This window comes from Sphingopyxis sp. GC21 (assembly GCF_025727575.1).
Classification (GTDB): Bacteria; Pseudomonadota; Alphaproteobacteria; order Sphingomonadales; family Sphingomonadaceae; genus Sphingopyxis; species Sphingopyxis terrae_A.
Map to the genome: position 1 here is coordinate 626,410 of NZ_CP095845.1, position 22,049 is coordinate 648,458.

Genomic DNA, 22,049 nt, shown 5'->3' on the forward strand with positions numbered 1-22,049 from the left:
CGGAGGGCTGGTTATAGGCCCGGCGCAATCCTTGGTTCGCCAAGCTCGGCGAGCCAGGCGATCAGGAAAGGACTTGGACGCTCCTCATGCCGACCAATGTTGCCGAAGTAGGCGCCGACGCTCTCCGCGAAGCCAAGTCCAATCTCGATTCGGATTATGTTCCCAGCGACGACGAGCCGTTCATGAACGAGCGGCAGCAGGAATATTTCCGTAACCTGCTGCTCGCCTGGAAGAAGTCGATCCTCACCGAATCCGAATCGACGCTGGCCCATTTGCAGGATGGTCCGCTGCGCGAACCTGATCTTGCCGACCGTGCATCGAGCGAGACCGACTGGGCGATCGAGCTGCGGACGCGCGACCGTCAGCGCAAGCTGATCGCGAAGATCGATTCGGCGCTGCGCCGCATCGACGAGGGCGAATATGGCTATTGCGCGGTGACGGGCGAACCGATTTCGCTCGCCCGCCTGCAAGCGCGTCCGATCGCGACGATGACTCTGGAAGCGCAGGAACGCCACGAACGCAACGAGCGGATCTCGCGCGAAGACTGATCCCAATCGGGACAGAAGCGCCGCTGTTTACGATTCGGTAAAGTACCGGGCCCTAGGGTCGCTCCGAACGCAATTCGGGGAACGGGTCGCCATGGAATCGCGCATACCATCAACGCTGGACGAAGAGGTCGCTTCGCTGTCGCGCAGCGCCGACCGCGACAGCCTGTTCATGCAGGCCAATCTTTTGTTTCCGGGTCAGTCCAGGCCCGTGACGGTGCGTGTGCGCAACCTGTCGGCGGGTGGCATGCTGGCCGAGGCCGTCGTGCCGGGGCTCGCGCAAGGCGCAACGGCCGAGATCGAACTGCGCAATATCGGCTTTGTGCCGGGGCATGTCGTCTGGGTGGGCGAAGGCAAATTCGGGGTGGCGTTCGAGCGACCGATCGATCCGCACGCGGTGCGGCGGCAGGTGGTTCAGAAGATGGACGTCCCGGCCTATATTTCGGCGCTGGACAAGAAGGCTTCGCTCTACCGCCGACGCTGATGCGTTTCGCGTCGAAAGGCATCAGCGGGCGATAGCGCTCTGCTCGCCTCAGGTTTCGGCGAGCAGCTCTTCCTTGATCTTGAGTTTCTGCTTCTTCATTTGCGCCAGCAAGGCCATGTCCGGTGCGGGGCGGCGCTCTTCATTCGCAATTTTCGCGTCGAGGTCCGCGTGGCGGGACTTCAGGGCGGAAAGGTGCGAGCTGCTCATAGGCCATTCTCCTTTTCGACTCGGTTGGCAGCTCCGAGTAAAACATGATTCGCCCCGCTTGTCCCGTCCGGATGGTCGCGTTTCGGCCAGATGGTGCCCGTTGCGGACGGGCCGTGATCGTGGCAGGGAAGCGGCGTGAACCCGGAAGAAATCGCCCAGCGCCTGGAACTGCTTCGGCTCGAGCATCGCGATCTCGACGCCGCGATCATCGCACTGGGCGACGCGACGGTTCCCGATCAGCTCCAGCTTGCCCGGATGAAGAAACGCAAGCTCAAGCTGCGCGACGAGATCAGCTGGTGCGAGGATCAGTTGCTGCCCGACATAATCGCCTGATTCAAAACGGGACGCTCCCTAAATTCATGGTTAGCGTCCTTGCGGCGGCGCTGCGTGGCGTGGCATTCGATGCCGATGTTCAGGGGACCGATCCGGAACGGCATGGCGACGCAGCCGGTGCAGCGCGCGCAGGTCGAAAATCTCTATGTCGAGGCGATGCTGCTCGCCGACGAGGCGCATGCCGCCTTCCGCGCGCATCGCGATTTCGAGGCGGTGGCGCGCGATCCGATCCTGCAGGTCGGGCTGGCGTGCGAATCGCTGAAGACGACAACGCGGCTGATGCACATCATCGCCTGGCTGCTCCACCGCCGCGCCATGTTCGCAGGCGACCCCGGCGCCGGTCCCGAGGACAGCGCAGCGCTCATCGGCGCGCCAGTTCCTGCCGACCATGCGCTGTGCGCGCATTTTGACGATAATCTTCAGAGAATCGTGGCGGCGAGCGAGCGCCTGTTCGACCGTATCGCGCGGATCGAGGCGGGATGGACCGCCGACGAAGCGGCGCGGCCGGTGCAGGCGCTGCTGGCCCAACTCGAAGCAAGGCTTTGATCGAACTGGTCCCGACCAAGCATTGACGCGGCGTTAACCAATGTGCGCCAAGGTTCGCCCGGAGTCATAAGTGGGTGCGCCAATGAAATTCGAACCGATCAGTTCCGCCGCGCAGAATCTCGACCAGTCGGTTGCCAGCGACTGCGGCGAGCTTGCCGTCGGCTGCAGCGATGCCGCGGGCCAGATCCAGCGCGCCACCGACCAGATGCAGCGCCAGATTTCGGAGCTGGGCCGGCTGGAGGATTATGTCGTCAGCCTGGAGGCCGACCAGCGCCAGATCGCCGATTCGACCGACGAGGCGAAGCTCTTGTCGGCGCGTGCGTGCGAACAGCTCGACGCCGGGGCCGAGCGCGTCAACAGCGCGGTCACCGAATTTCGTTCGGTCATCGATCTGGTCGCGCGGCTGGGCACGCATGTCACCAATTTCGCGTCGGTGATGGAGCAGGTGCAGCAGGTCAGCCAGTCGATCGAGCAGATTGCCAAGACCACCAACATGCTCGCGCTTAACGCCGCGATCGAGGCCGAGCGTGCGGGCGATGCCGGCCGCACCTTTGCCGTCGTCGCCGCCGAGGTGAAGAAGCTGGCGCAGAATACGCGCAGCGCAACCGATGAAATCCGCCGTTCGATCGGCAGCCTGTCGACCGAAGCCGCCGGTCTCGTCACCGAAATCCAGTCGGGGGTCGAGCAGTCGGGGCGGGCGGAGGCGCAGTTCGAGACGATCACCGATGCGCTGCACGATGCGACGCATCTCGTTGCGCTGCTCGACGATCAAAGCGACCGCATCGCGCAATCGAGCGCAATGGTGCACGCCAATGGCGCCAAGGTACGCGAGGCGCTCGACCGCGTCGTCGGATCGGTGCGCGACAATGGCGCGACGCTGAACAGGACGCGCGATTCGATCCTGACGATGGAAAATGTGTCGAACCGCATGTTCAACGCGGTGATTTCCGCCGGCGTCAGCCCCCAGGACAGCGCCATCGTCGATCTGGCCGCGTCGGTCCGCGACGAATTTGTCGCCTTGGCCGAAGCGGCGCTTGCGCGCGGCGAGCTGACGATGGAGCAACTGTTCGACACCAATTATGTGCGCGTGCCGGGATCGAACCCCGAACGCTTCCGTACCAGCCTTTGCGACTGGGCCGACGCCCATTGGCGGCCACTGTTCGACCGCACCGTGGCGCAGCATCCCGAAATCAAGATGTCGTCGGCGGGCGACATGAACGGCTTCCTGCCGACGCACATCACCGAATGTTCGCGCGCGCCGACGGGCGATCTGGAACATGACACCGCGCATTGCCGCAACGGCCGCATCCTGTTCGACGATGTCGACGCGGCGGCAAAGCGCAGCAGCGCGCCCTTTTTCATGTCGGTGTACCGCCAGGAAGGCGATGGCACCAACTATGTGACGGTGCGCAACGTCTATATGCCCGCGGTCATCAACGGTCGCCGCTGGGGCGACGTCGAGGTTGCCTACCAGCTGTAACGGCGGTCATTGCGAGCGAGGCTGGCTCAGCTACCCTGCCGGCGCGCCATGAAGGCGAGCTTTTCGAACAGCATCACATCCTGTTCATTCTTGAGCAGCGCGCCGTGCAGCGGCGGAATCGCTTTGCCGACGTCGCGGTTCTGCAGCACCTCGAGCGGCATGTCCTCGGCGAGCAGCAGCTTCAGCCAGTCGATGAGCTCGCTGGTCGAGGGCTTTTTCTTGAGCCCGGGCACGTCGCGCACGTCGTAGAAGATGTCCATCGCGCGGCTGACCAGCGTTTTCTGGATGCCGGGGAAGTGGACCTCGACGATTTCGGCCATCGTGTCGCGGTCGGGGAATTTGATATAATGGAAGAAACAGCGGCGCAGGAAGGCGTCGGGCAGTTCCTTTTCATTGTTGGAGGTGATGACGACGATCGGACGTTCGCGCGCGGTCACCGTTTCGTTGGTTTCATAGACGTGGAACGCCATGCGATCGAGTTCCTGAAGCAGATCGTTCGGAAATTCGATATCGGCCTTGTCGATCTCGTCGATCAGCAGCACCGGAAGCTGTTCGGAGGTGAACGCCTCCCACAGCTTGCCCTTCTTGATATAGTTGCGGATGTCGTGGACGCGCTCTTCGCCGAGCTGTCCGTCGCGCAGACGCGCAACCGCGTCATATTCATAGAGGCCCTGCTGCGCCTTGGTCGTCGATTTGATGTTCCAGGTGATCAGCGGCGCACCGAACGCCTTGGCGACTTCTTCGGCCAGCACGGTCTTGCCGGTGCCGGGTTCGCCCTTCACGAGCAGCGGGCGGCGCAGCATCGTCGCGGCATTGACCGCGACCTTCAGGTCGTCGGTTGCAATATAGGCGCTGGTTCCTTCGAAGCGCATGGCGGCTCGCCCTTTCCCTTAACGTGAACGTCAACCGGGATGGGCATAGCGAGCGCGAGGGAAGGGTGCAAGCGGAGCGTCGCCACGGCTGCCGCGGCGTGGACGTTCCCGGTCAGGCGTGCGTGCGGCTGGCGGCGCGGGCGGCCATCAGATCCCACAGGCCGCTGTGCTGTGCGATGAGCTGCTGCGCGCCAAAGGCCATCGCGCGCTCGACCGCCGGTGTTTCGGCGACGGCATTGGCAAGACGAGCGGTTTCGCGCAGGTCGGGCAGGGTGCAGCGTGGGACTTTCATGTCAAGCCGCTGAGCACTGATGTCGAGCAGGACGCGGATCGTCCGCCAATCGAGTGTCAGCGCGATCGCCGCGCCAATCGCGCAACCATTGCGATCGGATTCGGCGAGCATGTCGAGCGCCTTGCGCTGCGCGGCGACCGCCGCTTCGCACTGGGCCTGGCCCTGGGTGCTCGGCACCGGACCGACTGCGGCCGCGATTTTCGACAGGAAGGCGCGTTCCTGCGCAAAGGCTTGCGCGGTTTCATCCATCCATTTGCGCGATGCCGCATCGACCGCCTTGCGCGCCGCGCTGTCGACGATGCCGGGATAGCGGCCGTGGAGCAGGCAGAGAAAATGGACCGCGTCGGCAAGGTTGCGCATCGCGTCGGGGCCGCTCGACAGCGCACCCGATTTGACATGGCCGTGCGCGCCCGTTCCCTCGCTCGCGACGAGCGTGTCGAGCAGTTCGGCAATGCCGCGCGGCTGGGCCTGGGGCTGGGGCGACTGGCTCAAGGCTGCATCCTCGTCTGTTGCGGCGGCTCTTGCGACCGGCGCCGTTGCAAATCAGGGGATCAGCATTAGCCGAACGTCGTAAACGTCGCGTTTATGAGGGGCGAGCGATTTCAGGCGCTTCTGTCCCACTCCTGCACAGCGGGCCTCGGTTCGACGCGCAAAGGGACCGGCAGCGGGTTGAGCTGCCGGTCCCTGCGCTGTTGCGGTCCAGTGGAGCGCCGCAACATGGGCGGGGCCGGTGCAAGGGAGAGGGAGAGCCGGCCCCGGTTCGAATCAGGCGGCGAGTGCGAGTTCCTCGGCCTTTTCGGCCTTGGCAGCCGACGCCGCTTCGGCGAGCGCCGGGGCGTCGACCGTATCGGCAGCGCGCTGCGACGGGAAGAAGAAGCGCGACGCGAGCACGATCAGGCCGAGGCCGAAATAGGCCGCGAAGGTCTGCACCGGGAAGAAGAAGAGCGGTGCGACGAACGCGAGACGCAGATACAGGGGGTTGAAGCCGAAATCCTGGCCCACCGCTTCGCAGATGCCGAAGAAGGTGTCCTGGCGGGAGAAGATATTCTGGTTTTCGTTTGCCATCGCTCGGTCTTTCCTCTTGGCGGCGGTGGGGAGGCCGCTCCTGCCCATGACTAAGCAATGGGCGTGCCAATTGGTCATTTTCTCCATTTTCCGGGCTTTTTGGCATCCCCGATCGAGGAATGTGCCCTTGTTTGTTGAAATTATTCCCATCAATCGGGATAATGTGCCAATCGGCGTGATCGTCTGAACCGAGGCTGAAGCGATACGCCGACGGCGTCTCATCTGGTTGGGAAAGATAAAAATTTTAAGATGCTGTGCCAGATTTTTGTGCGGTGCAGCAAAAATGTCACGCCGAGGCCGAAGCAAAACACCCCGCCGGTTGGGGCGGGGTGTCTGATTTTTCGGTACGGATCGACCTATTGGTCGAGGAAACTGCGCATCTTGCGGCTGCGGCTCGGATGCTTGAGCTTGCGCAGCGCCTTCGCCTCGATCTGGCGGATACGTTCGCGCGTCACGCTGAACTGCTGGCCGACCTCTTCTAGGGTATGGTCGGTGTTCATGCCGATGCCGAAGCGCATGCGGAGAACACGCTCCTCGCGCGGCGTAAGCGAGGCCAAAACTCGCGTAACCGTCTCCTTGAGGTTCGACTGCACTGCGGCGTCGACCGGGATGACCGCGTTCTTGTCCTCGATGAAATCGCCGAGGTGGCTGTCTTCCTCGTCGCCGATCGGCGTTTCGAGGCTGATCGGCTCCTTGGCGATCTTCATCACCTTGCGGACCTTTTCGAGCGGCATCGACAGACGCTCGGCCATTTCCTCCGGCGTCGGCTCGCGGCCGCTTTCGTGGAGGAACTGACGGCTGCAGCGCACCAGCTTGTTGATCGTCTCGATCATGTGGACCGGGATGCGGATCGTGCGCGCCTGGTCGGCGATCGAGCGGGTGATCGCCTGCCGGATCCACCAGGTCGCATAGGTGCTGAACTTGTAGCCGCGGCGGTATTCGAATTTGTCGACCGCCTTCATCAGCCCGATATTGCCTTCCTGAATGAGGTCGAGGAACTGCAGGCCGCGGTTGGTGTATTTCTTCGCGATCGAGATCACGAGACGCAGGTTCGCCTCGACCATTTCCTTCTTGGCGATGCGCGCTTCGCGCTCGCCCTTCTGGACCATGTTCACGACGCGGCGGAACTCGGGCAGGCTCATACCCGCCGCCTGGGCGATTTCCGAAATCTCGGTCCGGATGCGGTCGACCGCTGCGCCCTCATTCTCGGCGAACGCCGCCCACTTCTTGTCGAGCTTGCCGACTTCGTCGAGCCAGTTTTCTTCGAGCTCGCGCCCGACATAATGGTCGAGGAAAGCCTTGCGCGGCACCTTATGGCGTTCGGCAAGGCGCAGCATCTGGCCGCCGAGCGCAGTCAGGCGCCGGTTGTAGCTGTAAAGCTGGTCAACCAGATATTCGATCTTGGTACCGTGGAACTGCACGCTTTCGACCTGCGCGGTAAGTTCCTCGCGCAGCTTGTGATATTTCTTTTCCTGCGCGTCGGGGAAGTCGCCCGCCGTCGACAGCGCCTCGAGCCGGGCGTCCTGAAGCTTCTGGAACGCCTTGAAGCTCTTGGTGATATTAGCGAACTTCTCGAGCGCGTCGGGCTTGAGCAATTCTTCCATCGCGGCGAGGCTCAGCGTGTTGTCCTCGTCGTCTTCCTCAAAGCTTTCGCGCTTGCCCGACGAGCCTTCGCCGTCCTCGTCATCGCCGTCGGCCGAAGGTTCTTCCTCGACCTCGTCCTCGTCCTTGAACGAGACGCCCGCGGTCTTTTCGCTGATTTCGCCGTCGTCGCCTTCGCCCTCGTCATCAAGGTTTTCGGGCGCCGGATCCTTCGACAGCATCGCTTCGAGGTCGACGATCTCGCGCAGTTGCATGTCGCTGTTGTTGAGCGCGTTCGACCATTCGATGATCGCGTTGAAGGTCAGCGGGCTTTCGCACAGGCCGAGGATCATCGTGTCGCGGCCCGCCTCGATGCGCTTCGCGATCGCGATTTCGCCTTCGCGGCTCAAAAGCTCGACCGCGCCCATTTCGCGCAGGTACATGCGTACCGGGTCGTCGGTGCGATCGACCGTTTCCTTCTTCTTTTCGATCGCGGGATTGGACACCGAACCGGTGTTGGCGCTGACGTCGATATCGTCATCGCTTTCCTGTTCGGCTTCTTCCTGCACATCCTCGTCGCTTTCGACGATGTTGATGCCCATGTCGGAAATCGCTGACATGATATCCTCGATCTGCTCCGAAGACATCTGATCCTGCGGCAGGGCTTCGTTGAGCTCGTCGTAGGTCAGGTAGCCGCGCTTCTTGCCGCGCGCGATCAGCTTTTTGACGTCGGCCTCGTTGAGGTCGATCAGCGGCGCGTCGGTGTCGGCTTCGGTGTTCTTGGTGGCCATATGCTTCAGTCGTTCCTGCCTTGGGGCAATATATGTCAGCTCTGGCTGCTGTCGGACAGCGCGGCCAGGCGGCGGGTCAGTTCCTCATCCATCGCGCGCAGCTTTTGCTGTCGGGCATGGCCCTCGTCGTCCATCGTGCGCATATAGTCCGCGGTCGCCTCGGCAAGCCGAGCGCGGATTTCGGGCTGCGTCACGAGCACGCCGATATATTCGTCAAGGTCACGCAGCGCGATTTCCCGAGCCGCTTCAACCTCTTCGCCTTCGAGCCTTCGATTGAATGAGAAGTGCATTCCGTCGGCTCTGAGCAATGTCGTCGCCCTATTATACACTTTCATTGGCTCCAATATGGCAAGCAACCCCTCGGTATCAAGCCCTTCTTGCGCTGCCGCGCTGTCAAGTATTGCGCGGAGCAGTTCGGCGTCGGCAGAATCGGGCACAGCGAGCCGTATGAGCGCCTCTTCATTGCGGGCGATCGCCTGTGGATAGCGGAGCAGTCCGCCAAGCAACGCCGCGGCAAGCGGCGCGGCGATTCCGGCCTTGCCGATGGAACGCGTCTCGTCGGCCGGAGGTTGCAGGCGCGGGTCGGGCGCGAAGCGGCGCCCGCCCCCGCGCGATGCCTGCGGCGCCCAGGGAACGCGCCCGCCACGCTCGGCGCGCGGGCGCGCGAACAGCGCGTCGAGCCGCTCCCGAAACGCCTCGCGATAATGGTGCCGCACGTCGGCATCCTGGATCGCGTCGGCATGGGCGAGCAGCCGCGTCTTGAGCGCCGCGCGCTCTTCGGGGGTGGTGAGCGGCCCCGCCGCAACCTCATGCGCCCATAGCCGTTCGACGAGCGGCTGCGCTTCGTCGAGGATGGCGGCAAAACCTGCGGCGCCCTTGGCGCGGACAAGATCGTCCGGATCCTGCCCCGCAGGCAGGGTCGCGAAGGCAAGGCTGAAGCCCGGGCGGAGCAGCGGCAGCGCTCGCGTTGCCGCGCGCATCGCGGCCTTTTGCCCGGCATTGTCGCCGTCGAAGCACAGCAGCGGCACCGGCACCATCCGCCACAGCATGCCAAGCTGGTTCTCGGTCAGCGCGGTGCCGAGCGGCGCGACGGCGTCGGCGATCCCTGCCTCGGCAAGCGCGATGACGTCCATATAGCCTTCGACGACGATCACCCGGTTCGTCTGCCGCGAGGCGGGGCTTGCCTTGTCGAGGTTGAAGAGCGTGCGCCCCTTGTCGAAGAGCGGCGTATCGGGCGAGTTCAGATATTTGGGCTCGCCGTCGCCCAGGATCCGGCCGCCGAACGCGATCACGCGCCCGCGCGCATCGCGGATCGGGATCATCAGCCGGCCGCGGAACCGGTCATAGGGTTCCTTGTCGTCGACCGCGATGAGCATGCCGGACTCCACCAGCATCGCGGTGGGGAATTTCTTGAGCGCCTCTTTCAGCGCGCTGCGGCTGTCGGGGGCGAGGCCGAAGGCAAAGGCGCGGCGGGTGGCGTCCGAAATGCCGCGCCTCGCCAGATAGTCGCGCGCCGGGGCGCCGTGGGTGCTTTCAAGCTGCTGCGCGAACCAGTCGGCGGCGCCCTGCACCACGTCGCGCAGACTCGCCTGCTCCTCGGCCTTTTTCGCGGCGCGCGGGTCGGGCGCGGGGACGTCCATCCCCGCCTCGGCAGCGAGTTCCTTTACCGCGTCCATGAACGACAGGCCGCGCTGGTCGGTCATCCAGCGGATCGCATCGCCATGCGCCGAGCAGCCGAAGCAGTGGTAGAAGCCCTTTTCGTCGTTGATCGTGAAACTGGGGGTCTTTTCGTTATGGAAGGGGCAACAGGCCTTATACTCGCGCCCCGCACGCGTGATCTTCACCGTCCGCCCGATGAGGGTCGACAGCGTGATCCGCGAGCGCAGTTCATCCAGCCATTGCGGGGTGAGGGTCAATCTTCTTCCCTCCCATTTATGGGAGGGGTCGGGGGAGGGCATATTTCAAGGACGGCCTCGATCTCGGTCACGACACCCTCGATCCGTTCCAACACGTCATTGTTCCAGAAACGGATCACCCGATATCCCTGAGCTTGCAAATAGGCGGTGCGTGCTTCGTCTTTCGCTACATGAACCGCGTGCTGGCCGCCATCGACTTCGATAACGAGCTTTGCCGAACGCGAAACAAAATCGCAGATGAACGGTCCGATCGGAAATTGGCGATTTAAGCGGGCGCCTCCAACCTTGCGGGCGCTCAGTCGTGCCCAAAGCGCTCGTTCGGCAGGCGTGGCATTGAGGCGCAGTTCGCGGGAGCGTGCGGTTGGACGCTTGTAGCCCTTATCCAACAGGCCCTCCCCTAACCCCTCCCGCAAGCGGGAGGGGAGAATATGCGTTGGCGGCCCATCCAGTTCCCCCCCCCATTTGCGGGAGGGGCCAGGGGCGGGCCTGTTTCAAATCAGCTCAGCGCCGCCTTCACCCATCCGCTTGCCTTGCTCATGTCGAGCTGGCTGCCGTGGCGGTCCTTTACCGCCGCCATCACCTTGCCCATGTCCTTGACGCTGGTCGCGCCGAGTTCGGCGACGATCGCGCGGATTGCGGCGGTGGCGTCGGCTTCGGAAAGCTGCGCGGGCAGGAAATCCTCGATCACCACGACCTCGGCCGCTTCGGCGTCGGCGAGTTCCTGGCGGCCGCCCTGTTCGTACATGGCGATCGATTCTCGGCGCTGCTTGACCATCTTCTGGAGGACGTCGGTGACGAGCACATCGTCGTCGGCCGGCGCCGTGCCGGTCCTGAGCTCGATGTCGCGGTCCTTGATCTTGGCCAGCATCAGCCGGATGGTGCCCAAACGCGCCTTGTCGCCGGCCTTCATCGCGGCAACCTGCGCAGCCTTGATGTCATCGCGAATCATGCGTGTCCCCATGTGCTGCAAATTTCGGAAAGAGCCTCTCTAGCGGGAAGATTCCAAATCCGATAGCTTGTGAATCACTTTTTTGCCGCCTACTTGGTCGGCCGTTTAGCCCCCCGTCCGGAGCAGTTTAAATGGCACCAGCCAATCCATCCGCCGCGCCTTCTGGAGCGACCGGCGTCCTCGTTCTTGCCGATGGCACGGTCCTGTGGGGCGTGGGCTATGGCGCCGCCGGGGCGGGTGTCGGCGAAATCTGTTTCAACACTGCGATGACCGGATATCAGGAGATACTGACCGACCCGAGCTATGCCGGGCAGATCATTACCTTCACCTTTCCGCACATCGGCAATGTCGGCGCGAATCCCGAGGATATCGAGCGCAGCGCACGGGCGGCCATCGGCTGCATCACCCGCGAACTGCCGACCGCACCGAGCAATTTCCGCAGCGTCCAGACGCTGCCCGAATGGATGGCCGAACAGGGCCTGATCGGGCTGGCCGGCATCGACACGCGCGCGCTGACCCGCCGCATCCGCGATGCGGGCGCCCCCAATGGCGTGATCGCGCACAGCCCCGACGGCAAATTCGACATCGACGCGCTGCTGGCGATGGCGCGCGGTTGGCCGGGGCTGGAGGGCATGGACCTGGCGAAGGAGGTCAGCCGCACGGATACGGGTGATTGGGATGCGGGGACTTGGACGCTGGGCAAGGGGTATGCTCCTCCCCTCCTGCATGCGGGAGGAGCTGGCGGTCGGCCAACGTCTGCACCGGTATCTGAGAACATACCCACCCCTAACCACTCCCGCGAGCGGGAGGGGGATAGCAGACCCCATGTCGTCGCGATCGATTATGGCGCGAAGGACAATATCTTCCGCAACCTCGTGAAGGCCGGCGCGCGGGTCACAGTGGTCCCCGCGACCGCGACGCTCGACGAGGTGCTGAGCCACCAGCCCGCGGGGGTATTCCTGTCGAACGGCCCCGGCGACCCCGCGGCGACCGGCGAATATGCGGTGCCGGTGATCCAGGGGCTGCTCGAACGGGGTGTGCCGATCTTCGGCATCTGCCTCGGCCACCAGATGCTCGCCATCGCGGCGGGCGCGAAGACGGTGAAGATGCATCAGGGCCATCGCGGCGCGAACCATCCGGTGCAGCGCGTGGGCGGCGACTTCGCCGACGGCGTGGTCGAGATCACCAGTATGAACCACGGCTTCGCAGTGGACGCCGCGACACTGCCCGCAGGCGTGGTCGAGACGCACAAGAGCCTGTTCGACGGATCGAACTGCGGCATCGCGATCACGGGCAAGCAGGCGTTCAGCGTGCAATATCACCCCGAAGCGAGCCCGGGGCCGCAGGACAGCTTCTATCTGTTCGAGAAGTTTGTGGGTGGGTTGAAGTGATTGCTCGCGCCGTTACGGCAATCACGCTTATGCTGACATTGGCGGGATGCGCGGCCAGCCCCACAGATTCCGACGCGGAAAGATTGAAGGAGGGGCTGGCACGTGTGGAGACACAATGCGGCGCAAAGCCGGGCACGTTAAAACTCGATAGCGATAACTTGGTCGCAGTGATGCCGACGCCGGATGCAAAATACGAAACGATCGATTGCGTGTTTCGAGAGCTGAAGAAGCCCGAATTCTCGGACCACATCAAACTCGGCTTCGTCGGCAACGAATCATACGCAGCAGAAGAACAGAAATAATGCCCAAAAGAACCGACATCCAATCCATCCTCGTCATCGGCGCCGGCCCGATCGTGATCGGTCAGGCGTGCGAGTTCGACTATTCGGGGACGCAGGCGATCAAGGCGCTGAAGGAGGAGGGCTATCGCATCGTCCTCGTCAACTCCAACCCGGCGACGATCATGACCGATCCCGAGCTGGCCGACGCCACGTACGTGGAGCCGATTACGCCTGAGATCGTCGCGAAGATCATCGAAAAGGAGCGCCCGGATGCGGTGCTGCCGACGATGGGCGGGCAGACCGCTCTGAACACCGCGCTGGCTTTGTTCAACGACGGCACCTTGACCAAATATGGCGTCGAGATGATCGGCGCCGATGCCGAGGCGATCGACAAGGCCGAGGACCGTATCAAGTTTCGCGACGCGATGGACAAGATCGGGCTGGAAAGTGCGCGCTCGGGCATCGCGCACACGCTCGACGAGGCGTTCGCGGTGCTCGAACGCACCGGCCTGCCCTCGATCATCCGGCCCAGCTTCACCATGGGCGGCACCGGCGGCGGCATCGCGTACAACCGCGAGGAGTTCGAGCATATCGTTCGCGGCGGCCTGATCGCCTCGCCGACCACCGAAGTCCTGATCGAGGAATCGCTCCTCGGCTGGAAAGAATATGAGATGGAGGTGGTGCGCGACCGCAAGGACAATTGCATCATCATCTGTTCGATCGAAAATGTCGATCCAATGGGCGTCCACACCGGCGACAGCATCACCGTCGCCCCCGCGCTGACGCTGACCGACAAGGAATATCAGATCATGCGCAACTCGAGCATCGCGGTGCTGCGCGAGATCGGGGTCGAAACCGGCGGGTCGAACGTGCAGTTCGCGGTCAATCCGAAGGACGGCCGCCTGATCGTGATCGAGATGAACCCGCGCGTGTCGCGCTCCTCGGCGCTCGCGTCGAAGGCGACGGGCTTCCCGATCGCCAAGGTCGCGGCGAAGCTCGCGGTCGGCTACACGCTCGACGAAATCATGAACGACATCACCGGGGTGACCCCGGCGTCGTTCGAGCCGACGATCGACTATGTCGTCACCAAGATCCCGCGCTTTGCCTTCGAAAAGTTCAAGGGCGCCGAGCCCTTGCTGTCGACGGCGATGAAGTCGGTCGGCGAGGTGATGGCGATCGGCCGCACGATCCATGAATCGATGCAGAAAGCGCTGCGCGGGCTGGAGACCGGATTGTCGGGCTTCAACTTCGTCGATCGGCTGGTCGGCGCGAGCCACGAACAATTGAAAAGCGAACTGGCGCAGCGCACTCCAGACCGGCTGCTGATCGCGGCGCAGGCGATCCGCGAGGGCGTGTCGCTCGCCGAGATCAACCGCATCGCGGGCTATGACATGTGGTTCCTCGATCGCATCGCAGAGATTGTCGAGGCCGAGAACGGCGTGCTCGAAAATGGTCTGCCACGCGATGCCGAGGGGCTGCGCCGGCTGAAGGCGATGGGCTTTTCGGACAAAAGGCTCGCCTATCTGGCGCTGCAGTCGGCGCATCTGCGGCCCGGCACCGGCGCGGCGGCGGCGCGCGGCAGCGGGCTGATTCACGAGGCAGTGAAGGCGATGACCGGCGGCGTCACCGAAGGCGAGGTGCGGAGCCTGCGTCACAAGCTCGGCGTGCGGCCGGTGTTCAAGACCATCGACACTTGCGCCGCCGAATTCGCCGCCAAAACCCCCTATCTCTATTCGACCTATGAAGCCCCGACCTTCGGCGAGCCCGAGAATGAGGCCAACCCGTCGGACCGCAAGAAGATCGTCATTCTCGGCGGCGGGCCGAACCGGATCGGGCAGGGGATCGAGTTCGATTATTGCTGCTGCCACGCCTGCTTCGCGCTCGAGGAGGCGGGTTATGAAACGATCATGGTCAACTGCAACCCCGAAACGGTGTCGACCGACTATGACACGTCGGACCGCCTCTATTTCGAACCGCTGACCGCCGAGGATGTGCTTGAAATATTGCACGTCGAGCAGTCGAAGGGCGAGCTTGTGGGCGTGATCGTCCAGTTCGGCGGCCAGACGCCGCTCAAGCTCGCGCAGGCGCTCGAGGAAGCGGGCATCCCGATCCTCGGCACCTCGCCCGACGCGATCGACCTCGCCGAAGACCGCGAACGCTTTGCGGCGCTGGTCAACAAGCTGGGCCTCAAGCAGCCCGAGAACGGCATCGCGCGCAGCCGCGAAGAAGCCGTCGCGGTCGCGGCGCGCATCGGTTACCCGGTGCTCACGCGCCCCTCCTATGTGCTCGGCGGCCGCGCGATGGAGATCGTCGACGATCAGGCGCAGCTCGAAAATTACATCGAGACCGCGGTGCAGGTGTCGGGTGATTCGCCCGTGCTGATCGACCGCTATCTGCGCGACGCGATCGAGGTCGATGTCGATGCGCTGTGCGACGGCACCGATGTCGTGGTGGCCGGGGTACTCCAGCATATCGAGGAAGCGGGCGTCCATTCGGGCGACAGCGCCTGTTCGATCCCGCCGTACAGTCTGCCCGCCGACATCGTCGCCGAGATCGAGCGGCAGACCGACGCGCTGGCGCGCGCCCTCAACGTCCGCGGGCTGATGAACGTGCAATATGCGGTGAAGGATGGTGAGGTCTACCTGATCGAGGTCAACCCGCGCGCGAGCCGCACCGTGCCCTTTGTCGCCAAGGCGGTGGGTTCGCCGATCGCCAAGATCGCGGCGCGGGTGATGGCGGGCGAGAAGCTGGCCGATCTGCCGAAGATCAACCGCGACATCGACCATGTCGCGGTCAAGGAAGCGGTTTTCCCCTTCGCGCGCTTCCCTGGCACCGACCCGGTATTGTCGCCTGAAATGAAGTCCACCGGCGAAGTCATGGGAATCGATAGCGATTTCAATCTCGCCTTTGCCAAGGCACAGCTCGGCGCGGGCGACCGCCTGCCGACCGACGGGCGGCTGTTCGTGTCGGTGAAGGACAGCGACAAGCCGCGCATCGTCGCGTCGGTGAAGCAGCTCGCCGCTTGGGGGTGGCAGGTGATCGCGACCGGCGGCACCGCCGACTATCTGGCGGGGCAGGGCATCGACGTTGAACGGGTGAACAAGGTCGCCGAAGGGCGTCCGCACATCGTCGACCGTATCAAGGACGGCGATGTGCAGCTGATCTTCAACACGACCGAGGGGTGGCAGTCGCTCCAGGACTCGCAGTCGATCCGCGCTTCGGCGCTCGCGGCCGACGTCGCCTATTATACGACCGCGACGGGCAGCGATGCCGCAACCCATGCGATTGGCGCGCTGCGCTCGCACTCTCTTGAAGTAAAGCCGCTTCAGGACTATTATTGAGGGACCGCTTCATCTCCCTACATTGACGGAAACAGCGGCTCAGCCGCCCCGGCGAAGTTTCGCTGGCGGTGGATTATTGACGAAGGACAACAGGATAATGGCAAGCGTTGAAAAGGTTCCGATGCTGCAGGAAGGCTATGAGAAGCTGAGCGCACAGCTCGCCACTCTTAAAGCCGAACGCCCCCTCATCGTCGATGCGATCGAGGAAGCGCGCGCGCATGGCGACCTTTCGGAAAATGCCGAATATCACGCCGCGAAGGAACGCCAGGGCCAGGTCGAAGCGACCATCGGCGATCTGGAGGACAAGCTGTCGCGTGCGCAGGTCATCGACCCGACGACGCTGTCGGGTGACCGCATCGTATTCGGTGCGACGGTGACGCTCGCCGACGAGGATGACAAGCCGGTCAAATATCAGATCGTGGGGCAGGCCGAGGCCGACGCCAAGGTGGGCAAGATCAGCTATAATTCGCCGCTCGGGCGCGCGCTGATCGGCCGAAAGGTCGATGACGAGATCGAAGTCACCGTTCCGGCGGGCGACAAATATTATCTCGTCACGAAGATCGAATTCATCTGACGATCGCGCCGAAATGAGACCGCAGGACGCACCGCTGGTCACGGGAGTTTCCGTGCTATGCGCGGTGATCTTTATCCTGCTGTCGATCAGCGGCTATCAGGTCGAGGCGATCGTGCGCGCGGGTTTCATTCCCGCGCGCTTTGCGATGGAGCCGATTGCGGCGCCGGGCTTTTTCGTGCCCTTCGCGCTCACCCCGCTGACCTCCGCTTTACTGCACGGCGGCATCCTCCACCTGGTGTTCAATCTGGTCGTCTTGCTGTTCATCGGCCGCCAGCTCGAAGCGCCGCTGGGGACGAAGGCGATGGCGGTATTGCTCGTCGCCGGCGCCTATGCGGGGGCCTTCGCGCAATATCTGGCCGATCCGCAATCGCCGGTGCCGATGATCGGCGCCTCGGGCGCGATTTCGGCGCTGATCGCGGTGTTCGCGCTGATTTTCAGTCGCTCCGAGACGCAGGCGCTGGGACCGATTCCGGCGCATTGGGTGCGCGCACTGTGGCTGGCGGCAGCATGGATCGGGGTGCAGATCCTGATCGGCTTTGCGGGCGGCGCAGGATTCGGCCTCGTCGCGATCTGGGCGCATGTCGGCGGCTTCCTCGCGGGGATATTGCTCGCACGGCCGTTGCTGCGCTGGCGCTTCGGCGCGCGCTGACCGTCAGGACAGCGCGAGCAGCCCGCCCGCGAGCAGCATCGCGACGCGCACGTCGATACCGCAGCCTTCGGCGCGCTTTGCGGCGATAAAGGCGGCGATTTCGGGCAGCGGGACGCGGTGGACCGCAATGTCCTCGCCATCGACGCCGCCGCCTTCACCGACCTTGGTCAGACCGGTCGCGCGGAGCAGGGTGAAGCTTTCGCTGACCATGCCGGGCGAACTGTAGAATTCGCCGACGGTCAGCCACTCGGCCGCGCGGTAGCCCGTTTCCTCTTCGAGTTCGCGCACCGCGGCAATCTCGGGCGCCTCGCCCGCGCTGTCGTCCCCGACAAGCCCCGCGGGCAGTTCGAGGCAATATTTGCCGAGCGGGACGCGATATTGTTCGACCAGCAGGATGTGCCGCCCGTCGGCGTCCTCGTCGATCGCCAGGATCACCGCGGCGTGAATGCCGCGCGACCGCGACACATATTCCCAATTGCCTTGCTGTTTCACCGTGATGAAGCGGCCTTCCCAACGCGTTTCGACGGGCGTGCCGGCTGCAGGGCGGGTCATATCGTCTCCGTCGGCGAAAGGGTAGGGATCAAAGCTCGATCAGCCGGTCGGGCAGCTCGTTGGGGTTGCCGTCGCTCTTCGGGAAATGTTCGGCCAGCACGATACCCATGCGGCGGACCGCCTCGGCCATGCCGTGGCCGGGGCGACCGGCGCGCACCTCGTCGATCAGCGCCTCCATCGCTTCGCCCCAAATCGAGGGCGCGACCTTGGCGGCGATCGCTTCGTCGGCGACGATGTCGGCGCGATGTTCGCGCAGGCTGACATAGAGCAGGATGCCCGTGCGGCCCATCGTCTTCGCCTCGGTCCCGACCTTGAACAGGTCGATGGCGCGGGCGCGGACGCGCGCGGCGCGGATCGCGCGCGGCGTCAGCCACAGGCGCAGCGGACGCCACAGCAGGACCAGCCAGACGCCGATCCATTTGAGCACCCCGACCGCGATGACGGTTCCGAGCCATTGATTGGCGGTCAATTCATGCCCCCAGCCGCCGCTCAGCCGGTAATAGAGACCCTGATAGAAATCGGGAAAAAGCGCGATCACCGACATGGCGATAAAGGCGATGACGCTCGCCCAGACGAGCGCGACATCGTCATAGTCGTTCGACTGCGCGGCGATCACCGTGACGATCTCGCCATCGGTGTGTCGTTCGGCCTCGGCGACCGCGGCGGTCACGATGTCGTGATCGGCTTCGCTGACATGGCTGACTTTCATTGCGCGTCCCCCTTACCAGCCGCCCGAGGCGCCGCCGCCGCCGAAGCTGCCGCCGCCGCCCGAAAAGCCGCCTCCGCCGCCGAAGCCGCCCCCGCCGCCCCAGGAACCACCGCCCCAGCCGCCACCCGAACTGCCGCCCCAGTCATTGTCGCCCCAGATGATGATCGGGGCGCCGCCCCATGGGCGATGCTTGCGATGCCGCCGTCCGCGACGCCCGAAGGCGCCGAGCATCGGCAGGATGAAAAAGAAGAAGATGATGAAGGCCACGAAGATCAGCCCGCCGATATTTCCATTGTAGGCGCGGTCGCGCTCGGCCTTCGCGGCCTTCGCGGCGCGCGCCGCGGCTTCCTCCGGCGGCAGCTGGATCTGCTCGGCGATCGCGTTCACGCCGTCCTGGATGCCGCCGGGCATGTCGCCGGCCTTGAATTTGGGCGTCACCACGTCGCGGATGATCCGGCCCGACAGCGCATCGGTCAGCACGGGTTCAAGCCCATAGCCGACCGAGATGTTCATTCGCCGTTCGTTGGGGGCGATCAGGAAGACGACGCCGTCGTTATTCTCCTTGCCGCCGATGCCCCACGCGCGGCCGAGCTTGTAGCCATAGTCGTTGATGTCATTGCCATCGAGGCTGTTCACCGTCGCGACGACGAGCTGATGCCCCGTGGTCTTTTCCAGCTGTTCGAGCTGGACCGTCAGATTGGCTTCCTCGGCCGCCGGAATGATATCCGCCTGATCGACGACGCGCCCGCTGAGCTTGGGGAAATCCTGCGCCGCCGCGGGAAGGGCAAGCAGTGAAAAGCCCAGCGCCCAGCCGAGCAGGAGCGATTTCATGGCTTGTCTCCCGTCTCTGCGGCGATGGCGTCGATGCCCACGGATAGGCCGCCAGAATAGTCCGCCTTGGCAAAATAGGGCGTCATCCGGTGCACGATCGCGAGCGCCTTGTCGTCGGTCAGTATTTTTTCCATTCCAAAACCGGTGGCGATCCGCATCTGCCGTTCATTCGGTGCAATCACGACGATCACGCCATCGTCATGACCCTGCCGTCCAATCTTCCAGCGATTGCCGAGGCAGGTGCCAAAATTGTCGATGCGGACGCCGTGAAGACTCGGCGTGGTCACGATGACCATCTGATGCTGCGTATCTCTTTCGTAGCGAGCAAGGCGCCCGGACAGGCGCGCCTCGTCTTCGGCGGGCAATATATTCGCCGCATCGGTCACTCGGCCGGCCAGCGCCATTTGAGGAACGCCGTCGCATGCCGCCGTTTCCTTCGCAGCCGCTGGGCCGGATCCACCGTTGCAGCCGCCCACGATGATCAGCATCGTGAGCGAAGCTGCGATGGCGGCTGCGCGCATATTATTGACCGAAATCGACCTTGGGCGCGACGTTCGCGTTGGGATCGACCGCCTTATAGGGGGTCATCGGCTTGGCGCCGTGGACGATCTTGGCACCGATTATGTCAGGGAAGGTGCGGATCGTCGTGTTATAGTCCTGCACCGCGGCGTTATAGTCCTGGATCGTGACGTTGATGCGGTTTTCGGTTCCCTCGAGCTGGGTCATCAGGTCGGCAAAGCGCGCCTGGCTCTTGAGCTCGGGATATTGTTCGACGGTAACGAGCAGGCGGCCGAGTGCGCTCGACACATTGCCCTGCGCTTGCTGGAAGGCCTGAACCTTCGCGGGGTCTTCCAAGTCGTCGGTGCTCAGCTTCACCTGCGTTGCCGATGCGCGCGCCTGGATAACGCCTTCGAGCGTCGATTGCTCGATCTTCGCGGCACCCTTGGCGGTTTCGACGAGGTTGGGGATCAGGTCGGCGCGGCGCTGATAGGCGGCTTCGACATTGGCCCATTTGGCCTTCGCGGCTTCTTCCTTGGTCGGAACGCTGTTGATGCCGCAGGCCGACAGGCTCATCGCGGCGGCCGGAACAATCAGCCAGCGGGCGGAACGATAGGACATGGTCATCAGGCTCCCTCAGGCGGCGTTTTGCCGCAACAATACACATAATAGGATGCCCCTTGCTTTTGCGCAATGACCGGCGCACCACCATGACGGCAGGATCAGCAGTTCGGGGAGCAATAAGATGCTGAACGAGTTCAAGGAATTTATCGCGCGCGGCAATGTCATCGATCTGGCGGTCGGCGTCATCATCGGCGGCGCGTTCGCGACGATCACCGGATCGCTGACCGAGGACGTCATCATGCCGATCGTCGGCTGGTTGTTCGGCGGGGTCGATTTTTCGAGCAAGTTCATCCTGCTTGGCAGCATTCCCGACGGCGTCGCTGCGACCGACTATGCCGCCTTGAAAAAGGCGGGCGTCGCGATGATCGGCTATGGTGCCTTCATTACGGCGGTGATCAACTTCCTGATTTTGGCATGGATCATCTTCCTGCTCGTGCGGGCAGTGAACAGGGTGGTGCGCAAGGAAGCGCCGGCCGAAGCGCCTGCGGGGCCGAGCGAGGTCGATCTGCTCACCGAAATCCGCGACGAACTGCGCAAGAAATAGCATTTCATCGCGCGCCGGCGTGGGTCCGGTGTCGTTTCAGGACGAAAGGCCCGCCTGCGCTCTTCCAAAGTGCGGGCGGGCTTCCTATATGGGAAGGGCCGGTTTCGACCGGCTATGAGGATAAATGGTGTCGTGGAATAGACACAGCGGACCCGGGGGCAGTACCCGGCGGCTCCACCACAAGCCCGCGTCCTTTTCGAAGGGGTGCGCGGGCTTCTGACGGGGCCGAACCAGGATCGACGTGTGTTCAAAGACGATGTTTTCTTCCGGGCTGAGTAACCCGTTAAAGGCTCAAAACCAATAGGTGCTAACGATAACGAAGCACTCGCTCTTGCTGCCTAACCGATAAGCCTCACGGCCTAAGGTTAGACAAATAGAACGCGGTTCGGACCGAACCGGGCAACAGAATCGGATACCAGCGGCTGGGGACGAGCCGGGCAACAGAATCGTCCCACCTTTCCCTTTTTCAGCTGCCGCCTCTCGCGTCGCCCCTGCGACCGTGTCTTATCAATGCGCGCCGTCGCATTGACCATGATCGCCCAGCGCCTCGATCACCCGGCAATCGCCGGCCAAGCCGCCGCGGCAGCGGCCGACGATGCGGGTCAGCTCGTCGCGTAGCGCCGAAAGCTGTGCGATTTTCGCCTCGACCTGTTCCAGATGCGCGGACGCGATGCGGTCGGCGTCGGCGCAGTCGCGTTCGGGATGATCGGTGAGGTCGAGCAGCGAGCGGATTTCGTCGATTGTGAAGCCCAGTTCGCGCGAGTGGCGCACGAAGCGCAGCCGCGCGCGATGCGCGTCGCCATAGCTGCGGTAATTGGCATCGGTCCGCGCCGGGGCGGGGAGGAGGCCGATCCGCTCATAGTAGCGGATGGTTTCGATGTTGGTGCCGGTGGCACGCGACAGTTCGCCGATCTTCATCGCTTGACCCTGTAGTTGCTACAGGGTGCATATAGGATGCCGACTCGAAGAACCAAGCGGCCGCCCGGCAATTCCT

General features: G+C 63.7%; 25 protein-coding genes and 1 other RNA gene. 12 read left to right on the forward strand and 14 right to left on the reverse strand.

Features of this window, described 5'->3' with window-relative positions; translation table 11 throughout:
- Window positions 1-86 precede the first annotated feature (86 nt).
- Both dksA and MU856_RS03015 read left to right on the forward strand, forming a co-directional pair.
- Complete coding sequence (gene dksA / locus MU856_RS03010; protein ID WP_003047377.1) at window positions 87-548, forward strand: RNA polymerase-binding protein DksA; 462 nt, start codon at window positions 87-89, stop codon at window positions 546-548.
- A 91-nt stretch (window positions 549-639) separates the two neighbouring features.
- Window positions 640-1,029, forward strand: a complete 390-nt coding sequence (locus MU856_RS03015; protein WP_263588339.1) for a PilZ domain-containing protein — start codon at window positions 640-642, stop codon at window positions 1,027-1,029.
- A gap of 48 nt (window positions 1,030-1,077) precedes the next feature.
- Here the strand turns inward: MU856_RS03015 and MU856_RS03020 are convergent, their stop codons facing one another.
- Window positions 1,078-1,236 (reverse strand): YdcH family protein, encoded by a 159-nt coding sequence (locus MU856_RS03020; RefSeq protein ID WP_003047371.1) that lies wholly within the window; start codon window positions 1,234-1,236, stop codon window positions 1,078-1,080.
- A gap of 135 nt (window positions 1,237-1,371) precedes the next feature.
- Between MU856_RS03020 and MU856_RS03025 the strand changes: the two genes are divergently transcribed.
- The 3 genes from MU856_RS03025 (at window position 1,372) to MU856_RS03035 (ending at window position 3,595) form a co-directional block, all read left to right on the forward strand.
- Window positions 1,372-1,569 (forward strand): YdcH family protein, encoded by a 198-nt coding sequence (locus MU856_RS03025; RefSeq protein WP_003047369.1) that lies wholly within the window; start codon window positions 1,372-1,374, stop codon window positions 1,567-1,569.
- 69 nt (window positions 1,570-1,638) lie between these two features.
- Window positions 1,639-2,115 (forward strand): DUF1465 family protein, encoded by a 477-nt coding sequence (locus tag MU856_RS03030; RefSeq protein WP_263588340.1) that lies wholly within the window; start codon window positions 1,639-1,641, stop codon window positions 2,113-2,115.
- A gap of 82 nt (window positions 2,116-2,197) precedes the next feature.
- Window positions 2,198-3,595 carry a methyl-accepting chemotaxis protein gene (locus tag MU856_RS03035; RefSeq protein WP_186401874.1) on the forward strand — a complete coding sequence of 466 codons (1,398 nt, stop codon included), beginning with the start codon at window positions 2,198-2,200 and terminating at the stop codon, window positions 3,593-3,595.
- Window positions 3,596-3,621: 26 nt separating this feature from the next.
- On the opposite strand, the gene MU856_RS03040 is transcribed toward MU856_RS03035, so the two are convergent.
- From MU856_RS03040 to MU856_RS03070, 7 genes are all read right to left on the reverse strand, one after another.
- Window positions 3,622-4,467 carry an AAA family ATPase gene (locus MU856_RS03040; RefSeq protein ID WP_003047362.1) on the reverse strand — a complete coding sequence of 282 codons (846 nt, stop codon included), beginning with the start codon at window positions 4,465-4,467 and terminating at the stop codon, window positions 3,622-3,624.
- Window positions 4,468-4,579: 112 nt separating this feature from the next.
- Window positions 4,580-5,251: a DUF6975 family protein gene (locus tag MU856_RS03045; RefSeq protein WP_263588341.1), complete on the reverse strand. Its 672-nt coding sequence runs from the start codon at window positions 5,249-5,251 to the stop codon at window positions 4,580-4,582.
- 273 nt (window positions 5,252-5,524) lie between these two features.
- On the reverse strand, window positions 5,525-5,824 hold the full coding sequence (locus MU856_RS03050; protein WP_263588342.1) for a PspC domain-containing protein: 300 nt from the start codon (window positions 5,822-5,824) through the stop codon (window positions 5,525-5,527).
- Between the two features lie 356 nt (window positions 5,825-6,180).
- Window positions 6,181-8,196, reverse strand: a complete 2,016-nt coding sequence (gene rpoD, locus MU856_RS03055) for an RNA polymerase sigma factor RpoD (protein ID WP_263588343.1) — start codon at window positions 8,194-8,196, stop codon at window positions 6,181-6,183.
- Between the two features lie 35 nt (window positions 8,197-8,231).
- Entirely contained in the window at window positions 8,232-10,112 is a 1,881-nt protein-coding gene (gene dnaG / locus MU856_RS03060; RefSeq protein ID WP_263588344.1) for a DNA primase, read from the reverse strand.
- Complete coding sequence (locus MU856_RS03065; RefSeq protein ID WP_263588345.1) at window positions 10,109-10,498, reverse strand: endonuclease domain-containing protein; 390 nt, start codon at window positions 10,496-10,498, stop codon at window positions 10,109-10,111. Before MU856_RS03065 ends, dnaG begins: the two co-directional genes overlap by 4 nt.
- A gap of 110 nt (window positions 10,499-10,608) precedes the next feature.
- A complete protein-coding gene (locus MU856_RS03070) occupies window positions 10,609-11,061 on the reverse strand; it encodes a GatB/YqeY domain-containing protein (protein WP_058813483.1) in 453 nt (150 codons plus the stop codon).
- 131 nt (window positions 11,062-11,192) lie between these two features.
- Here MU856_RS03070 and carA point away from each other — a divergent pair, with 131 nt between their 5' ends.
- The 5 genes from carA (at window position 11,193) to MU856_RS03095 (ending at window position 17,297) form a co-directional block, all read left to right on the forward strand.
- Window positions 11,193-12,452, forward strand: a complete 1,260-nt coding sequence (gene carA / locus MU856_RS03075; RefSeq protein ID WP_263588346.1) for a glutamine-hydrolyzing carbamoyl-phosphate synthase small subunit — start codon at window positions 11,193-11,195, stop codon at window positions 12,450-12,452.
- Between the two features lie 29 nt (window positions 12,453-12,481).
- Window positions 12,482-12,754 carry a hypothetical protein gene (locus MU856_RS03080; protein WP_263588347.1) on the forward strand — a complete coding sequence of 91 codons (273 nt, stop codon included), beginning with the start codon at window positions 12,482-12,484 and terminating at the stop codon, window positions 12,752-12,754.
- Entirely contained in the window at window positions 12,754-16,074 is a 3,321-nt protein-coding gene (gene carB / locus MU856_RS03085; RefSeq protein WP_263588348.1) for a carbamoyl-phosphate synthase large subunit, read from the forward strand. The genes MU856_RS03080 and carB overlap by 1 nt, the downstream gene beginning before the upstream one ends.
- A 97-nt stretch (window positions 16,075-16,171) precedes the next feature.
- The gene (gene greA, locus MU856_RS03090; protein WP_003047342.1) at window positions 16,172-16,648 is read left to right on the forward strand and encodes a transcription elongation factor GreA; all 477 of its coding nucleotides are present in this window, start codon (window positions 16,172-16,174) and stop codon (window positions 16,646-16,648) included.
- 13 nt (window positions 16,649-16,661) lie between these two features.
- Entirely contained in the window at window positions 16,662-17,297 is a 636-nt protein-coding gene (locus tag MU856_RS03095) for a rhomboid family intramembrane serine protease (protein ID WP_263588349.1), read from the forward strand.
- A 3-nt stretch (window positions 17,298-17,300) separates the two neighbouring features.
- Here the strand turns inward: MU856_RS03095 and MU856_RS03100 are convergent, their stop codons facing one another.
- Genes MU856_RS03100 through MU856_RS03120 form a run of 5 tightly spaced genes read right to left on the reverse strand, consistent with a single transcriptional unit; the run spans window position 17,301 to window position 20,514 of the window.
- Window positions 17,301-17,849 carry an NUDIX hydrolase gene (locus tag MU856_RS03100; protein ID WP_263588350.1) on the reverse strand — a complete coding sequence of 183 codons (549 nt, stop codon included), beginning with the start codon at window positions 17,847-17,849 and terminating at the stop codon, window positions 17,301-17,303.
- Window positions 17,850-17,877: 28 nt separating this feature from the next.
- Window positions 17,878-18,558 carry a TPM domain-containing protein gene (locus MU856_RS03105; protein ID WP_003047334.1) on the reverse strand — a complete coding sequence of 227 codons (681 nt, stop codon included), beginning with the start codon at window positions 18,556-18,558 and terminating at the stop codon, window positions 17,878-17,880.
- 12 nt (window positions 18,559-18,570) lie between these two features.
- Window positions 18,571-19,389, reverse strand: a complete 819-nt coding sequence (locus tag MU856_RS03110) for a TPM domain-containing protein (protein WP_263588351.1) — start codon at window positions 19,387-19,389, stop codon at window positions 18,571-18,573.
- Window positions 19,386-19,910 (reverse strand): TPM domain-containing protein, encoded by a 525-nt coding sequence (locus MU856_RS03115; RefSeq protein ID WP_062767975.1) that lies wholly within the window; start codon window positions 19,908-19,910, stop codon window positions 19,386-19,388. The genes MU856_RS03110 and MU856_RS03115 overlap by 4 nt, the downstream gene beginning before the upstream one ends.
- 1 nt (window position 19,911) lies before the next feature.
- The gene (locus MU856_RS03120) at window positions 19,912-20,514 is read right to left on the reverse strand and encodes a LemA family protein (protein WP_003047327.1); all 603 of its coding nucleotides are present in this window, start codon (window positions 20,512-20,514) and stop codon (window positions 19,912-19,914) included.
- A gap of 118 nt (window positions 20,515-20,632) precedes the next feature.
- Here MU856_RS03120 and mscL point away from each other — a divergent pair, with 118 nt between their 5' ends.
- Both mscL and ssrA read left to right on the forward strand, forming a co-directional pair.
- Window positions 20,633-21,055, forward strand: a complete 423-nt coding sequence (gene mscL, locus MU856_RS03125; RefSeq protein WP_086455884.1) for a large conductance mechanosensitive channel protein MscL — start codon at window positions 20,633-20,635, stop codon at window positions 21,053-21,055.
- A gap of 58 nt (window positions 21,056-21,113) precedes the next feature.
- Window positions 21,114-21,472, forward strand: a transfer-messenger RNA (tmRNA) gene (gene ssrA / locus MU856_RS03130).
- Window positions 21,473-21,562: 90 nt separating this feature from the next.
- Here the strand turns inward: ssrA and MU856_RS03135 are convergent.
- The gene (locus MU856_RS03135; RefSeq protein ID WP_263588352.1) at window positions 21,563-21,973 is read right to left on the reverse strand and encodes a MerR family transcriptional regulator; all 411 of its coding nucleotides are present in this window, start codon (window positions 21,971-21,973) and stop codon (window positions 21,563-21,565) included.
- Window positions 21,974-22,049 lie beyond the last annotated feature (76 nt).

What these genes read in the sequence shown, in the direction of transcription:
- rpoD (WP_263588343.1), bottom strand. Translation starts at nt 8,196, where the DNA reads ATGGCCACCAAGAACACCGAAGCCGACACCGACGCGCCGCTGATCGAC.
- dksA (WP_003047377.1), top strand. Translation starts at nt 87, where the DNA reads ATGCCGACCAATGTTGCCGAAGTAGGCGCCGACGCTCTCCGCGAAGCC.
- MU856_RS03040 (WP_003047362.1), bottom strand. Translation starts at nt 4,467, where the DNA reads ATGCGCTTCGAAGGAACCAGCGCCTATATTGCAACCGACGACCTGAAG.
- MU856_RS03035 (WP_186401874.1), top strand. Translation starts at nt 2,198, where the DNA reads ATGAAATTCGAACCGATCAGTTCCGCCGCGCAGAATCTCGACCAGTCG.
- carA (WP_263588346.1), top strand. Translation starts at nt 11,193, where the DNA reads ATGGCACCAGCCAATCCATCCGCCGCGCCTTCTGGAGCGACCGGCGTC.
- MU856_RS03110 (WP_263588351.1), bottom strand. Translation starts at nt 19,389, where the DNA reads ATGAAATCGCTCCTGCTCGGCTGGGCGCTGGGCTTTTCACTGCTTGCC.
- greA (WP_003047342.1), top strand. Translation starts at nt 16,172, where the DNA reads ATGGCAAGCGTTGAAAAGGTTCCGATGCTGCAGGAAGGCTATGAGAAG.
- mscL (WP_086455884.1), top strand. Translation starts at nt 20,633, where the DNA reads ATGCTGAACGAGTTCAAGGAATTTATCGCGCGCGGCAATGTCATCGAT.
- MU856_RS03135 (WP_263588352.1), bottom strand. Translation starts at nt 21,973, where the DNA reads ATGAAGATCGGCGAACTGTCGCGTGCCACCGGCACCAACATCGAAACC.
- MU856_RS03030 (WP_263588340.1), top strand. Translation starts at nt 1,639, where the DNA reads ATGCCGATGTTCAGGGGACCGATCCGGAACGGCATGGCGACGCAGCCG.
- MU856_RS03050 (WP_263588342.1), bottom strand. Translation starts at nt 5,824, where the DNA reads ATGGCAAACGAAAACCAGAATATCTTCTCCCGCCAGGACACCTTCTTC.
- MU856_RS03080 (WP_263588347.1), top strand. Translation starts at nt 12,482, where the DNA reads ATGCTGACATTGGCGGGATGCGCGGCCAGCCCCACAGATTCCGACGCG.
- carB (WP_263588348.1), top strand. Translation starts at nt 12,754, where the DNA reads ATGCCCAAAAGAACCGACATCCAATCCATCCTCGTCATCGGCGCCGGC.
- MU856_RS03015 (WP_263588339.1), top strand. Translation starts at nt 640, where the DNA reads ATGGAATCGCGCATACCATCAACGCTGGACGAAGAGGTCGCTTCGCTG.
- MU856_RS03095 (WP_263588349.1), top strand. Translation starts at nt 16,662, where the DNA reads ATGAGACCGCAGGACGCACCGCTGGTCACGGGAGTTTCCGTGCTATGC.
- MU856_RS03020 (WP_003047371.1), bottom strand. Translation starts at nt 1,236, where the DNA reads ATGAGCAGCTCGCACCTTTCCGCCCTGAAGTCCCGCCACGCGGACCTC.
- MU856_RS03120 (WP_003047327.1), bottom strand. Translation starts at nt 20,514, where the DNA reads ATGACCATGTCCTATCGTTCCGCCCGCTGGCTGATTGTTCCGGCCGCC.
- MU856_RS03105 (WP_003047334.1), bottom strand. Translation starts at nt 18,558, where the DNA reads ATGAAAGTCAGCCATGTCAGCGAAGCCGATCACGACATCGTGACCGCC.
- MU856_RS03100 (WP_263588350.1), bottom strand. Translation starts at nt 17,849, where the DNA reads ATGACCCGCCCTGCAGCCGGCACGCCCGTCGAAACGCGTTGGGAAGGC.
- MU856_RS03070 (WP_058813483.1), bottom strand. Translation starts at nt 11,061, where the DNA reads ATGATTCGCGATGACATCAAGGCTGCGCAGGTTGCCGCGATGAAGGCC.
- MU856_RS03115 (WP_062767975.1), bottom strand. Translation starts at nt 19,910, where the DNA reads ATGCGCGCAGCCGCCATCGCAGCTTCGCTCACGATGCTGATCATCGTG.